The sequence below is a fragment of the Limnohabitans sp. 2KL-3 genome (assembly GCF_001269405.1).
Taxonomy (GTDB): Bacteria; Pseudomonadota; Gammaproteobacteria; order Burkholderiales; family Burkholderiaceae_C; genus Limnohabitans_A.
Genome location: NZ_CXON01000004.1, coordinates 128,402 through 143,432 on the forward strand (window position 1 = coordinate 128,402; position 15,031 = coordinate 143,432).

Below are 15,031 nucleotides of genomic sequence, written 5' to 3' on the forward strand. Positions count from 1 at the left end.
TGTGAAGGAGGGGGGGCAAAGATCGAAAGGCCGTTGCAAAACGCTTCAGGTGATGGGGGCCGGATTGAACAGCACCAGCGCGTTGTGCAGCTTCCAGCGCTCGGCCCAGGTTTTTTGGCGGCCACTGGCCACCTCCAGCATCAAGTGAAACAGCTCCCAGCCCACGTCTTCGATGCTGGCGGTGCCGTCGGCGATTGTTCCGGCGTTGATGTCCATCAGGTCGTGCCAGCGCCGCGCCAGCTCGCTGCGCGTGGCCACTTTGATGACCGGCACTTCGGCCAGGCCGTAGGGCGTGCCGCGACCCGTGGTGAAGACATGCAGGTTCATGCCGGCGGCCAGTTGCAAGGTGCCGCAGATGAAGTCGCTGGCCGGTGTGGCCGCGTAAATCAGCCCTTTTTGGCGCAGTTTTTCGCCGGGTGCCAGCACGCCGCTGATCGGGGCTGTGCCCGACTTGACGATGGAGCCCATGGCTTTTTCGACGATGTTGGACAGCCCACCTTTTTTGTTGCCGGGGGTTGTGTTGGCGCTGCGGTCGACTTGGCCACGCGCCAGGTAAGCGTCGTACCAAGCCATCTCGCGCACCATGGCCTGGGCCACTTCGGGGGTGGACGCTCGTGCGGTCAGTTGGTCAATGCCGTCGCGCACTTCAGTGACTTCGGAAAACATGACGCTGGCGCCTGCACGCACCAGCAAGTCGGTGCAAAAGCCCACCGCCGGGTTGGCGGTCACACCCGAAAACGCATCGCTGCCGCCGCACTGCACGCCCACCACCAGCTCACTGGCGGGCACGGTCTCGCGTCGGCGCTGGTTCAGCCGGGTCAGGTGCTCGCGGGCGGTGGCCATGATCGCCTCGATCATGGCCATGAAGCCCACATGGGCCTCGTCCTGCAGGCAGACCACGTCCAAGGCGGCGGGCTCGCTTCGGGTGTCGGTGATGGGAATGGTGCCTGGCGGCATCAGCCGTTCGGGCTGCAGCTTTTCGCAGCCCAGACTGACCACCATGACCTCGCCGCCAAAGTTGGGGTTCAGGCTGATGTGGCGCAGGGTGCGAATCGGGATCTCGGCGCCTTCGGCATCGATGGCCACGCCACAGCCGTAACTGTGCTCCAGGCCCACCACATCGTCCACATGGGGAAACAGCGGCAGCAGTTCGGCCTTGATGCGCTGGACGGCAAAGTCGACCACGCCCGAGACACATTGCACCGTGGTGGTGATGGCCAGGATGTTGCGGGTCCCCACCGAGCCGTCGGCGTTGCGAAAGCCTTCAAAGGTGTAGCCCTCCAGTGGGGGCAACGGGGCGGGCTGAGCGGTGGCCATGGGCAGCTGCGCCAGGCCCCGGGCCTCGGGCATGTGCAGCAGGCGCTCGTGCACCCAGCTGCCCGCCGCCACGTCCTGCAGCGCATGGCCAATCGGAATGCCGTAGCGCAGCACCGGGCTGTGCGCGGGCAAGTCAAGCAGGGCGACCTTGTGGCCTTGTGGCACTTTTTCACGCAGCACCAGGCCGCACGGCAGCACCGTGCCTGCGGGCAAGCCCCCGTCGTTGGCCACGATGGCCACGTTGTCGCTGGGGTGCATGCGGATGGTGAGGGGCGCGGCCATGGTGTCTCCTATGATCTGATCAAGCCCATCGCTTGACGGCATGTGTTGCCAGCAAGATGATAGCGCTACCATTGCCGACCCACAAGAAACCTGAATGCCCGAAAAAGACCTTCCCAAAAAATCCCGGCGCAGCACCGGTGCCATGACCTTGCGCGATGTCGCCATGCTCGCCGGGGTGGCGCCCATCACCGCCTCGCGTGCGATCAACACACCCGATCAGGTCTCGGCCGAGGTCTTGCGCAAGGTGCAGGAAGCGGTCTTGCGCACCGGCTATGTGCCCAACCGCATGGCCGGTGGGCTGGCGTCCTCGCGCAGCCGCTTGATTGCGGCAGTGACGCCCAGCACGGTGATGACGGTGCTCATGGGCACCATCGAATCGCTCAACAGCACTTTGTTTGATGCGGGCTACCAGCTCATGCTCGGGCAGACCAGCTACTCGAGCGAGCGTGAAGAGGCCTTGCTCGAAGCCATCATCGGGCGGCGTCCAGACGGCATTTTTCTGACCGGCCTGTTGCCGCCCGGCAAAAGTCGCACCCTGCTCATGGCCTCGGGCATTCCGGTGGTCGAATCTTGGGACCTGACGCCCACCCCGATCGACATGCTGATTGGCTTTTCCCACACCCACATTGGGCGCGAAGTGGCACGCTACCTCGCAGGCAAAGGCCACCGCCAAATGGCGATCGTGCGGGCCAATGATGAGCGGGCCAAGCGACGCGCGGCCGCTTTCCGTGACGAGCTGTTGCAGCTGGGCCTGCCCCCCGTGGTCGAGGTGGACGTGCAGGACAGGCGCTCGATCCAAAGCGGTCGAGACGCATTGACCCAGTTGCAGCAAACCGCGCCCGATGTGGACGCGGTCTTTTGCAGCTCCGATCTGCTGGCTTTGGGGGTCCTGATGCAGGCTGGGGTGCTGGGTTTGAAAGTGCCTCAGCAACTGGCCATCATGGGCTTTGGCGACACCCCGCTGGCCAGCGATGTGGCACCCGCCTTGTCGTCGGTGCGCATCAATGGTGAGGAGATTGGCCGACTCGCGGCCCAATACCTGATGGCCCGCGCCGAAGGGCGCGACGTGGCCTCACCCACCATCGACGTGGGGTTTTCTGTGGTGGCCCGCGACAGCGCCTGACCCTCGTAAACCCTAGCCTCCAAAGGATTGACGCCGCATGGGGCGCTGGTTACGATGCCTGCAAGCGCAATTGGTAGCGCTACCAAAAACAAGCCGCAGGAGACAAGACATGAACAGCAAACGCAATTGGATGGGCCAGCTGCTGGCCTTGACGGTGGGCCTGACCGGTCTGGTCAGCACCGGCGCCCAGGCCCAGGCCGACTACCCCACCAAGCCGGTCAAGATCATCGTGGCGTTTCCACCCGGGGGCACCAGCGATGTGATGGCCCGCATGGTGGCAGACGAGATGGGCAAGCTGCTCAAGCAGCCCTTTGTGGTGGAAAACATTGGCGGTGCGGGGGGCACCATCGGCATGGACCGCGCCCTCAAATTGCCCGCCGACGGCTACACCCTGATCCAGACCGGCGTGGGCCAAAACGCGGTGGCGCATGGCCTGGACCCCCAGCTCAAATACAACTCGATCACCGATTTCATCCACCTGTCGCAGATCCATTCCGGCCCCAATGTGTTGGTGGTGCACCCCTCAACCCCCTACAAAACGGTCAAGGACATCGTGGATTTCGCCAAGAAAAGCCCCGGCAAGCTGGACTACGGCTACACCCACGCCGCCTCAGGCCACATGGCGATGGAGTTGTTCAAACAAACCACCGGCATTTTCATGACCGGCATTCCCTACCGGGGCGGTGGCCCCATGCTGAACGACTTGCTGGCCGGGACCATCCCCATGATGTTCATCAACCAGGACGCCGCATTGCCCCACGTCAAAGCGGGCAAACTGCGCCCTGTGGCCGTGACCAGCGTGCAGCGAAACCCGCTGTACCCCGATGTGCCCACCATTGCCGAGGCAGGCTACAAGGGCTTTGAGGCCTTGTCCTGGTCGGGCATGTCGGTGGCCAAGGGCACCCCCCAGCCCATCGTGGCCAAACTCGAAAGCGCTCTGGCGCAGGTCATGCAGTCCGACAACATCAAGCAGCGCATGGGCTCGGTCGGCTTCATCATCCCGGCGCAGGGCATCAAGCCCTACACCGCCTTTGTGCAAAGCGAGCTGGACACCTGGACCCAAGTCATCAAGACCGCAGGCATCAAACCTCAGTGAGCTTTTTCAAGAATTCCCTCATGACCGCCAAGAAAAAAACTTACGAAGAACTGCGCAGCGCCCGCTGGTTTGCACCGGACGATTTCCGATCTTTTGGCCACCGCTCACGCGCCATGCAAATGGGTTACGACCATGTGGACTGGGCGGGCAAGCCGGTGATCGCCATCGTCAACACCTGGAGCGACATCAACAACTGCCATTCGCATTTCAAGCAGCGGGTGGAGGACGTCAAGCGCGGCATATTTCAGGCCGGGGGTTTTCCCATCGAGTTGCCTGCCATCTCCTTGGCCGAAAACTTCGTCAAACCCACCACCATGATGTACCGCAACTTGCTGGCCATCGAGACCGAAGAGCTGCTGCGCTCGCACCCGGTCGACGGTGCCGTGCTGATGGGTGGCTGCGATAAAACCACACCGGGCCTGCTCATGGGGGCCCTCAGCATGAACATGCCCTGCATTTATTTGCCCGCAGGCCCCATGTTGCGCGGCAACTGGAAAGGCAAAATCCTGGGCTCGGGCTCTGACGCGTTCAAGTACTGGGACGAGCGCCGGGCGGGCAACATCACACAGACGCAATGGCTCGAAGTCGAAGGCGGCATTGCCCGCAGCCACGGCACCTGCATGGTCATGGGCACGGCCGCCACCATGATGGGCATTGCCGAAGCCATGGGCATGACCTTGCCTGGGGCATCCAGCATTCCGGCACCCGACGCCAACCACCCGCGCATGTCGGCCGCCTGCGGCCGCCGCATCGTGGACATGGTCTGGGAAGACCAAAAACCCTCGGACATCCTGACGCGCCAAAGCTTTGAAAACGCCATCACCGTGGCCATGGCCGAAGGCTGCTCGACCAACGCCATCATCCACCTGGTGGCCATGTCGCGCCGCGCCGGGGCGCACTGCGCTGTGACGCTGGACGACTTTGACGCCTTCAGCCGCAAGGTGCCGGTGATCGCCAACATCCGCCCCAGCGGCGACCAGTACCTGATGGAAGATTTTTACTACGCGGGGGGCATGAAAGGCCTGATGAGCCGCCTGCGTGATGGCGGTTTGCTGCACCTGGACGCGATGACCGTCTCGGGCAAAACCGTGCGCGAGAACATCGCCGATGCCGAGGTTTACAACGACGACGTGATCCGGCCGCTGAGCAACGCGATTTACGACGAAGGCGCATTGGCCGTGCTGCGTGGCAACCTCGCGCCCGATGGCTGCGTGATCAAGCCCAGCGCTTGCTCGGCCAAGTTCCAGCAGCACACCGGCCCAGCCTTGGTGTTTGACGATTACCCCAGCCTGAAAGTCGCCATCGACGACCCCGATCTGGACGTGACCGAAGACCACGTCATCATCTTGCGCAACGCGGGCCCCAAGGGCGGCCCCGGCATGCCCGAGTGGGGCATGGTGCCGATCCCCACCAAGCTGGTCAAGCAAGGCGTGCGCGACATGCTGCGCATCAGCGATGCCCGCATGAGCGGCACCAGCTATGGTGCCTGCGTGCTGCACGTTGCGCCCGAAGCCTATGTGGGCGGCAACCTGGCGCTGGTGCAAAACGGTGACTTGATCACGGTGGACATTCCAAATCGCAGCATTCACCTGCAGGTGAGCGACGAAGAGCTGGCCACGCGCCGCGCGGCCTGGACGCCGCTGCCCAAACGCTTTGAGCGGGGCTACGGCCACATGTTCACGCAGCACATTTTGCAGGCCGACCAGGGCTGCGACTTCGATTATCTGGAAACCTCGTTCGGCGCACCAGTGAGCGAGCCGGTCATTTATTGAGCACGCAAGCCATGCCTCTCCAAGCCGAAACCCGTGACAAGCTCAAAACCGTGAGCACCGCCACCTTGTGCACCGCGCTGTTCAAGCGCGGCTTGCGCAACCAGTTCATTCAGGACGTTCGCCCCGTCAATGCCGACTTGCAGCGCGACATGCCCAATATGGTGGGTGAAGCCTTCACACTGCGCTACATCCCGGCCCGGGAAGACCTCAACCCCATCAGCGTGTTTCTGGACCGCCATCACCCTCAACGTGTGGCGGTCGAAACTTGCCCACCTGGCGCGGTGATGGTGTTTGACAGCCGCAAAGACGCACGGGCCGCATCGGCCGGTGGCATTTTGGTGTCACGTCTCATGGTTCGAGGCTGCGCGGGTGTGGTGACCGATGGCGGTTTCCGTGATTCACCCGAAATTGCGGCCTTGAATTTTCCGGCCTACCACCAGCGCCCCAGCGCCCCCACCAATTTGACACTGCACCAAGCGCTGGACATCAACGTGCCCATTGGCTGTGGTGATGTGGCCGTCTGGCCTGGGGATGTGATGGTGGGGGACAAAGAGGGCGTGGTTGTGCTGCCCGCACACCTGGCCGACGAGTTGGCCGACGAAGCGGTGGAAATGACCGTGTTTGAAGACTTTGTGATCGACCAAGTGCAAAACCACGGCCGCAGCATTTTGGGCCTGTACCCGCCCACCGATCCACAGTCCAAGGACGACTTTGCGGTTTGGCGTCAGGCCAAGGGGCGTTGACCGGCCATGGCACCTGGGCAAACCCCGGCCAAGCTGCCAGCATGCCAAGGGTGACACATACACCCTTGCAACAGCGGTTTCAATTCATTGTTAAAGTGGCCCAATTCCGCCATCCGACGGCGTCAAATGGTGAACTTTGAACCGCTTGGCCCTGCAAACCCGAAGCCGCTTGTCAGTCGCATCAATGCCCCCCACCATGGACGCCAAAACCACCGCCAACCCCAGCCTGTACTTGTTTGAAAAGTTCGAGGCCGGGGTCATCCACCTGGATGCCCAGCGCAATGTGCTGGCCATGAACGACTTTGCGCGACGGGTCTTGCCGGTGGACGAGAAACAACCTTTTAACAAACTGGTCACCTCTTTCCACCCTGAGCGCTCCAAGCCCAAAGTCAATTTTTTGCTCGACGAGGCTTCGGGTTGTCCCATGGCCAATGCCGTGCCCATGACCATGATCATCAACATCCCCGAGCAGGTGCTGCTGATCAAAGTCAGCCGTCTGGGCGATGCGAATGGCGACACCACTGGTTTTGCCTTGGTCTTCTACGACGTGACCCAAGTGGTCAGCCAGGAACTGCCTGCCGCTGAGCCCCCCGCCAAAAACATGCGCTTGTCGCGCATCCCGATGGTGGCCGATCAAAAAGTCTCGTTTGTCGACACCGCCGATGTGCTCAGCCTGGAGTCGCAAGCCCACTACACCCGCGTGCTCACGCGCGAGGGTTACCACTTTTGCAACCTGAGCATTGGCGATCTGGCGCTGCGCCTGGACCCGGCGCAGTTCATGCGGGTGCACCGCTGCTTCATTGTGAACTTGGATGCTGTGCAATCCTTGGGGCGCGAGGGCAGCAAAACCCACATCTTGCTCAAAGGCAAAAACACCCAAGCCGTGCCCGTGTCACGCGGCGAAGTCGCCCGCTTGCGCGAGGCACTGGGCCTGAGCTGAACCCCGCCTTTTGTGGGGGGCCACAAACTGCAGGCAGCCACCTGTGCGGGGCTCCCACAAACTGCAGGCATCGCCCTGTAGGAGCGACGCCCCCGTCGCGAAAAGCCTAGCAGACCACGCAGAATCGCCTCGAGGGCGAGGCTCCTACAAACTGCAGGCAGCCACTTGGGCGGGGCACCCACAATTTGCGGACATGGCCCTGTAGGAGCGACGCCCCCGTCGCGAAAAGCCTCGCAGACCACGAAGAATCGCCCCGGGGGCGGGGCTCCTACAAACTGCAGGCAGCCACCTGTGCGGAGCACCCATAATTTGCGGACATGGCCTTGTAGGAGCGAGGCCCCCGTCGCAAAAAGCCTCGCAGACCACGAAGAATCGCCTCGAGGGCGAGGCTCCTACAAACAGCAGGCAGCCACTTGGGCGGGGCACCCACAATTTGCGGACATGGCCCTGTAGGAGCGACGCCCCCGTCGCGAAAAGCCTCGCAGACCACGAAGAATCGCCCAGAGGGCGAGGCTCCTACAAACTGCAAGCTGCCACCTGCGCGAGGCTCCCACAATTTGCGGACATGGCCCTGTAGGAGCGACGTCCTCGTCGCTAAAAGCCTCGCAGACCACGCAGAATCGCCCCGGGGGCGGGGCTCCTACAAACTGCAGGCAGCCACCGGTGCTGTGCTCCCACAATTTGCGGACATGGCCCTGTAGGAGCGACGCCCCCGTCGCGAAAAGCCTCGCAGACCACGAAGAATCGCCTCGAGGGCGAGGCTCCTACAAACTGCAGGTAGCCACTTGGGCGGGGCTCCTACAAAGTGCAAGCTGCCACCTGGGCTTTGCACCCACAAACTGCAGCCGCGATGAACCCTTGCAAACCGCCCGTCATTCCCCTTACACCCCCGGGTATTGAGCGTCCAAACCAAGGGTATTCACTGGGCTTTGAGGCACCTAGGACATTCCCTGATTGCGAGACCGACAAAGTCTGTTCAATTCATTTCGTGCTCAATAAAGTGCATTTCGTGCAATAAATCGGCCATTAAGAGACGAATTTGAATAAAACCTGACTCTTCAGTCGGAAAAGGACTCTCACCAATACTCCGAACTGTTTTTCACAAAACTCAGGAGACCCTTGATGATTCCACCGCGTTTTGAATACCACGCGCCCAAAACCGTCGGCGAGGCCGTGGCCTTGCTCGGCCAATTGGGCTCTGACGCCAAGCTGCTGGCCGGCGGCCACAGCCTGTTGCCCATGATGAAGCTGCGTTTTGCAGCGCCCGAGCACCTGATCGACATCAACCGCATCCCCGAACTCAAGGGCATCCGCGAAGAAGGCGGCACCGTGGTGATCGGCGCCATGACGGTCGAAAACGAGCTGATCAGCTCGCCCATCCTGCAAGCCAAAGTGCCTTTGTTGTGCGAAGCGGCCAAGCTGATCGCCGACCCCCAGGTGCGCAACCGCGGCACGATTGGCGGCGACATCGCCCACGGTGACCCCGGCAACGACCACCCCGCACTGTCCATCGTGATCGACGCGTCCTTTGTGCTCGAAGGCCCCAATGGCCGCCGCACCGTGGCCGCCGACGGTTTTTTCCTCGGCACCTACATGACGCTGCTCGAAGAAAACGAAGTCATGTGCGAGATCCGCGTGCCCGCTTTCGCGGCTGGCACCGGTTACGCCTACGAAAAACTCAAGCGCAAAACCGGTGACTGGGCCACAGCCGGTTGCGCGGTGGTGATCCGCAAGTCGGGTGACCAGGTCAGCCATGTGCGTGTGGCCCTGACCAACGTGGCCCCGGCCGCGCTGCGTGTCGAAGCCGCCGAAGCCGCCTTGCTGAACAAGCCCTTCAACGCCGCCAACGTGCAAGCCGCCGTTGAAGCCGCCATCGCCGCCTGCGACCCCGCAGAAGACCTGCGTGGTGACATCGAATACAAGACCGCCATGGCCGGTGAGATGGTCAAACGCGCCCTGAACAAAGCCTGGTCGCGCTGCGCTTAAAGCACAAGGAAAACAACATGTCCAAAAAACTCGTCACCGTTTACGTCAATGGCAAAAAAGAAGAAAAAGCCGTTGAACCACGCACCTTGCTGATCCACTTTTTGCGCGAAGAACTCAACCTGACCGGCGCCCATATCGGCTGCGAGACCAGCCACTGCGGCGCTTGCACCGTGGACATCGACGGCCAATCGGTCAAGTCTTGCACCCACCTGGCGGTGCAGTGCGACGGCTCCGAAGTGCTGACTGTCGAAGGCCTGGCCAACAAAGGCGTGTTGCACGCGGTGCAAGAAGGCTTCTACAAAGAACACGGCCTGCAGTGCGGCTTTTGCACGCCCGGCATGCTCATGCGTGCCTACCGCTTCTTGCAAGAGAACCCCAACCCGAGCGAAGACGAAATTCGCCACGGCATGGCCGGCAACCTGTGCCGCTGCACGGGCTACCAAAACATCGTCAAAGCCGTCCAGTACGCCGCCAAAAAACTGCAAGAGCCCGTTGCGGCTTGATGCGAACACCCATTTGATCGGAGACACACATGAACGCACCGGTACAAACCGCTGAAGCCCGCGAACTCGCGCTGGCTGGCATGGGCGCATCGCGCCTGCGCAAAGAAGACGCCCGTTTCATCCAGGGCAAGGGCAACTACGTTGACGACATCAAGATGCCCGGCATGTTGCACATGGACATCGTGCGCAGCCCCATCGCCCACGGCCGCATCGTCAAGATCAACAAAGAAGCCGCGCTCGCCATCCCCGGCGTGCACGCCGTGCTGACTGCAGACGACTTGAAGCCCCTCAAACTGCACTGGATGCCCACTCTGGCCGGTGACGTGGCCGCTGTGCTGGCCGACGAGAAGGTCCACTTCCAGATGCAGGAAGTCGCCATCGTCATCGCCGACGACCGCTACATCGCCGCAGACGCGGTCGAAGCCGTCGAGATCGAATACGAAGAGCTGCCCGTGGTGCTCGACCCCTACGCAGCCTTGCAGCCTGGCGCCCCGGTGATTCGTGACGACTTGGCTGGCAAGACCGAAGGCGCACACGGCAAGCGCGACCACCACAACCACATCTTCACTTGGGATGCGGGTGACAAGTCGGCCGCTGATGCGGCTTTTGACAAAGCCGAAGTGACCGTGTCGCAGCACATGTACTACCCCCGCGTGCACCCCTGCCCGCTGGAAACCTGCGGTTGCGTGGCCAGCTTTGACCCGATCAAGGGCGACCTGACCACCTTCATCACCTCGCAAGCCCCCCATGTGGTGCGCACCGTGGTGTCCATGCTCTCGGGCATCCCCGAATCCAAAGTGCGCATCGTCAGCCCCGACATCGGTGGCGGCTTTGGCAACAAGGTTGGCATTTACCCCGGTTATGTCTGCGCCATCGTGGCCTCCATCGTGCTGGGTCGCCCCGTCAAGTGGGTCGAAGACCGCATCGAAAACATCTCGTCCACCGCCTTTGCCCGTGACTACCACATGGACGGCGAACTGGCCGCCACAGCCGACGGCAAGATCACCGGCCTGCGCGTGAACGTGGTGGCCGACCACGGCGCGTTTGACGCCTGTGCCGACCCGACCAAGTTCCCTGCTGGCATGTTCCACATCGTCTCGGGCTCTTATGACATTCCAGCGGCGCACGCGAGCGTCAAGGGCGTCTACACCAACAAGGCCCCCGGTGGCGTGGCGTACCGCTGCTCTTTCCGTGTGACCGAAGCCGTGTATTTGATCGAGCGCATGGTCGACGTGCTGGCGCAAAAGCTGGGCATGGACAAGGCCGAAATCCGCGCCAAGAACTTCGTCAAGAAAGAGCAGTTCCCCTACACCAGCGCCTTCGGTTTTGAATACGACTCGGGCGACTACCAAACCGCTTTGGACAAAGTGCTCGAAGCCGTGGACTACAAAGGCCTGCGCGCCGAGCAAGCGGCCAAACGCGCCGACCCCAACAGCCCCACGCTGATGGGCATTGGCTTGGTGACCTTTACCGAAGTCGTGGGCGCTGGCCCGTCCAAGATGTGCGACATCCTGGGCGTGGGCATGTTCGACTCCTGCGAAATCCGCATCCACCCCACCGGCAGCGCCATCGCCCGCATGGGCACGATCACGCAGGGCCAAGGTCACCAGACCACCTACGCGCAGATCATCGCCACCGAGCTGGGTATTCCGTCTGAAGTGATTCAGGTCGAAGAAGGTGACACATCGACTGCGCCTTACGGCCTGGGCACCTACGGCTCACGCTCCACCCCCGTGGCTGGTGCCGCCATCGCTTTGGCTGCCCGCAAGATCCACGCGAAGGCCCGCAAGATCGCCGCCCACATGCTCGAAGTCAACGAAAACGACCTCGACTGGGAAGTCGACCGTTTCAAGGTCAAGGGCGACGACAGCAAATTCAAAACCATGGCCGATGTGGCATGGCAGGCTTACCACCAGCCACCAGATGGCTTGGAGCCAGGCCTGGAAGCGGTGCACTACTACGACCCACCGAACTTCACCTTCCCCTTCGGCATCTACCTGTGCGTGGTGGACATCGACCGCGCCACGGGTGAGACCAAGATCCGCCGCTTCTATGCGTTGGACGACTGCGGCACCCGCATCAACCCGATGATCATCGACGGCCAGATCCACGGCGGTCTGACCGAAGGTTTTGCCGTGGCCATGGGTCAGCAAATGCCGTTCGATGCGCAGGGCAACTTGCTGGGCAACACGCTGATGGACTACTTCTTGCCCACCTTCGTGGAAACCCCGCACTGGGAAACCGACCACACCGTGACGCCTTCGCCGCACCACCCGCTGGGTGCCAAGGGCGTGGCCGAATCACCGCACGTCGGCTCGATCCCCACCTTCACCTCGGCCGTGGTCGATGCCTTCTCGCACCTGGGTGTCACGCACCTGGACATGCCACACAACGCTTTCCGCACCTGGAAAGCGCTGCGCGAGCACGGCGCCGCTTTGTAATCAGGAACCATCATGGAAGTCAAACTCGACAAACAATACCCGCTGGATGTGGACGCGGCACGGGCCTGGGCCCTGCTGACCGACCTGAAGGCGACGGCCAACTGCATGCCCGGTGCCGAAATCACCGAGCAGCTGTCTGAGACCTCGTTCAAGGGCGGCGTCAAGGTCAAGGTCGGCCCGGCTGTGGCCCAGTTCGGCGGCACCGTGGACGTGATTGAAGCCGTGGCCGCCGAGCGCAAGATGGTCTTGCGCGGCAAGGGTGCCGACAAGGGCGGCTCGTCCGCCTCGATGGACCTGACCGCGATCATCACCGCTGACCCGGCCAACCCGGCGCACTGCGTGCTGAACGGCCAAGCGGCGGTGATCGTCAACGGCAAGTTCGCGCAATTCGGCGGCCGCATGATGGTGCAGGTGTCCGACATGCTGCTGGCGCAGTTTGTTGAAAACTTCCGCCAGACCGCGCTGACCTTGCCTGCGGCCGAAGGCTCGCCAGCGGCTGCAACGGTGGCTTCGGCTACCGAGGCCGCAGCGCCAGCGGCAGCGCCTGCCGCGCCCGTGGTGGCCCGCGAGATCAACGGCCTGGCCATCTTCTGGGCTTTGCTCAAGAGCTGGTTCGGTGGTTTGGTTGGCAAGAAAGCCTGAGCATGACGACGCCAGACCTGAGCGCCACCGCTGCCACCCCCGCTGAGCAAGAGCGCTTGCTGCGTGAGCGGCTGCAGCGCTCGGGCTATCTGGCCGATGCCGACCTGGCCACCACCGTGTGGCTGGCGTCGGCTTTGCAACGCCCGCTGTTGCTCGAAGGCGACGCGGGCGTGGGCAAAACCGCCTTGGCCACCGCCTTGGCCCAATCACAAAACGCCACCTTGGTTCGCCTGCAATGCTTTGAAGGCTTGGACCTGGCACAAGCCGCTTACGAGTGGAATTACGGCCGCCAGTTGATGGCGATCCGCATGAGCGAAGCGGCCCAAAATAGCGGCAGTCATGACGGCGCAGGCCGTGTGCGCGAGTCCGATGTGTTCAGCCGCGAGTATTTGCTCGAGCGCCCTTTGCTTCGCGCCATCAGCCAGAGCGGCCCCTGCGTGCTCTTGATCGACGAGATCGACCGCGCCGACGAAGCCTTTGAAGCCTTTTTGCTCGAAGTGCTGGCCGAGTACCAGATCACCGTGCCCGAGATCGGCACGATCCGCGCCACCCACATTCCGCAGGTGATTTTGACGAGCAACGGCACGCGTGAGCTGTCAGACGCCTTGCGCCGCCGCTGCCTGTACCACTACCTCGATTACCCGACGCTGGCGCGAGAGATCGCCATCGTCAAAACCGCCTTGCCCGAGGCCGACACCCGCTTGGTGGAAGACGCGGTGCAATTTGTGCAGCGCCTGCGCCGCGAAGACCTGGCCAAGATCCCCGGCATTGCCGAGACGCTGGACTGGGTGCGTGCGCTGTTCCAGCTGCGCCACAGCCACTTGCCCGAAGACATGTCGGCCGTGTTGGGCACCCTGGGCTGCCTGCTCAAGACCCGCGAAGACCGCTTTGTGATGGGCGCTGACCGCCTGCGCCAACTGGTCGAAGGCCGCCGCACCGTGGGTGTGGCCGAAAACGCCAACGAACAAGCCAAAGTGGCGGCATGAGCACCTCGCCCGCCACCGCGCCCTCAGAGCGACTGGCCGGTTTTGCTGCGCTCTTGCGCGACCACGGCCTCACGGTGGGTGTGGCCGAGCAGCAGGCCATGTTGCAAGCCATGCTGTACTTTGGCCCTGTGCACGAGCGCCCTTTGCAAGCCGCTTGGCGGGCCATTGCATGCCACAGCCAGCGCGAGTGGCAGCTGTGGGCCGATGTGTACGAGCGCTTTTGGCATCCCGAAAAACTGCGCGGCGGCGTCAAGGTCAGTGGCCAAACCCGGCCCAGCCGCAACTTGCGCCAAAGTGTGCAGGCCCTGCACGATCAAATGGACGCGGCCCAACAGCCCGCCAGCCAACCCGGCAGCCCCCAAACAGCGCCCCAAACTGCGGGCGACTCGGCATCGAGCCCGCATGACGAACAAGACGCAGGCACGCCCCGCGCCCAAGGCGGTGCCAGCCGCACCGAAGCCCTGCACCAGCGCGACGGCCAGATGTGGATGCCGCAAGAACTCAGCGCCCTGCAAAGTCTGGCCCGACAGATCACGGCCAAGCTGCAGCCCCGCGCTACCCGCCGCTGGCGCGTGGCCCCGCGTGGGCAGCGGCTGGATCTGCGCCAGACCCTGCGCCGCAGCGTGGCCTGGGGCGGCGAGTTGCTGCAACCGGCGTGGAAAGTCAAACGCGTGGAGCCGCCGCGCCTGTTCATCCTGGCCGATGTGAGCCGCTCGATGGAGTCGCACGCCGCGCTGTTTTTGCGCGTGGCCCGTGCCTTTGCGCTCGAGGCCGATGCCCGGGTGTTTGTGTTTCACACCCGCCTGGCCGAGGTCACGCCCTACATGCAGCGCGACACCCCCGCCATTCAGGAAAAAGTGAACGCCGTGACGGCGGGCTTTGGTGGTGGCACCCGCATTGCCGCCAGCTTGCAAGACTTTGCCCGGCACCACGCCCGCGCCCAGCTCAACCGGGGTGCCCGTGTGTGGGTGTTTTCGGACGGCTTTGACACCGATGGGCCAGAGTTTTTGAGCGCAGCGCTGCAAGAGGTGCGTGCACGCGGTGCCCGCATCACCTGGTTTCACCCCACGCGCCAGGTGCCTGCCGCTGGGGCCTTGCAGCGAGCGCGTGCCATGATTGACCGCTTTGTGCCCCTGGCCAGCCTGGCCGATTTGGCCGCTGCCCGCCATGTGCTGCACTGACATTTGACATTCAAGGAGA

General features: G+C 62.9%; 12 protein-coding genes. 11 read left to right on the plus strand and 1 reads right to left on the minus strand.

Going from position 1 to position 15,031, the window contains the following annotated elements; genetic code table 11:
- Positions 1–45 precede the first annotated feature (45 nt).
- Positions 46–1,599, minus strand: a complete 1,554-nt coding sequence (gene garD, locus AMM41_RS07700; RefSeq protein ID WP_089955694.1) for a galactarate dehydratase — start codon at positions 1,597–1,599, stop codon at positions 46–48.
- 94 nt (positions 1,600–1,693) lie between these two features.
- Here garD and AMM41_RS07705 point away from each other — a divergent pair, with 94 nt between their 5' ends.
- The 11 genes from AMM41_RS07705 (at position 1,694) to AMM41_RS07755 (ending at position 15,012) form a co-directional block, all read left to right on the plus strand.
- Positions 1,694–2,722 (plus strand): LacI family DNA-binding transcriptional regulator, encoded by a 1,029-nt coding sequence (locus tag AMM41_RS07705; protein WP_089955697.1) that lies wholly within the window; start codon positions 1,694–1,696, stop codon positions 2,720–2,722.
- Positions 2,723–2,831: 109 nt separating this feature from the next.
- A complete protein-coding gene (locus AMM41_RS07710) occupies positions 2,832–3,818 on the plus strand; it encodes a Bug family tripartite tricarboxylate transporter substrate binding protein (protein WP_228769154.1) in 987 nt (328 codons plus the stop codon).
- Positions 3,819–3,838: 20 nt separating this feature from the next.
- Complete coding sequence (gene araD, locus AMM41_RS07715) at positions 3,839–5,590, plus strand: L-arabinonate dehydratase (RefSeq protein ID WP_089955700.1); 1,752 nt, start codon at positions 3,839–3,841, stop codon at positions 5,588–5,590.
- Between the two features lie 11 nt (positions 5,591–5,601).
- A complete protein-coding gene (locus AMM41_RS07720; RefSeq protein ID WP_089956334.1) occupies positions 5,602–6,333 on the plus strand; it encodes a ribonuclease activity regulator RraA in 732 nt (243 codons plus the stop codon).
- Positions 6,334–6,529: 196 nt separating this feature from the next.
- Positions 6,530–7,273, plus strand: a complete 744-nt coding sequence (locus tag AMM41_RS07725; RefSeq protein WP_194944659.1) for a LytTR family transcriptional regulator — start codon at positions 6,530–6,532, stop codon at positions 7,271–7,273.
- Between the two features lie 1,122 nt (positions 7,274–8,395).
- Positions 8,396–9,259 carry an FAD binding domain-containing protein gene (locus tag AMM41_RS07730; protein ID WP_089955707.1) on the plus strand — a complete coding sequence of 288 codons (864 nt, stop codon included), beginning with the start codon at positions 8,396–8,398 and terminating at the stop codon, positions 9,257–9,259.
- Between the two features lie 17 nt (positions 9,260–9,276).
- Positions 9,277–9,762, plus strand: a complete 486-nt coding sequence (locus AMM41_RS07735) for a (2Fe-2S)-binding protein (protein ID WP_089955711.1) — start codon at positions 9,277–9,279, stop codon at positions 9,760–9,762.
- Positions 9,763–9,791: 29 nt separating this feature from the next.
- Positions 9,792–12,203: an aerobic carbon-monoxide dehydrogenase large subunit gene (locus AMM41_RS07740; protein WP_089955714.1), complete on the plus strand. Its 2,412-nt coding sequence runs from the start codon at positions 9,792–9,794 to the stop codon at positions 12,201–12,203.
- Positions 12,204–12,215: 12 nt separating this feature from the next.
- Positions 12,216–12,845, plus strand: coding sequence for a CoxG family protein (locus tag AMM41_RS07745; RefSeq protein WP_089955718.1), 630 nt, complete (start codon positions 12,216–12,218; stop codon positions 12,843–12,845).
- 2 nt (positions 12,846–12,847) lie between these two features.
- The gene (locus AMM41_RS07750) at positions 12,848–13,831 is read left to right on the plus strand and encodes an AAA family ATPase (RefSeq protein ID WP_228769155.1); all 984 of its coding nucleotides are present in this window, start codon (positions 12,848–12,850) and stop codon (positions 13,829–13,831) included.
- Positions 13,828–15,012 carry a vWA domain-containing protein gene (locus AMM41_RS07755; protein WP_089955725.1) on the plus strand — a complete coding sequence of 395 codons (1,185 nt, stop codon included), beginning with the start codon at positions 13,828–13,830 and terminating at the stop codon, positions 15,010–15,012. Before AMM41_RS07750 ends, AMM41_RS07755 begins: the two co-directional genes overlap by 4 nt.
- Positions 15,013–15,031: the final 19 nt, after the last annotated feature.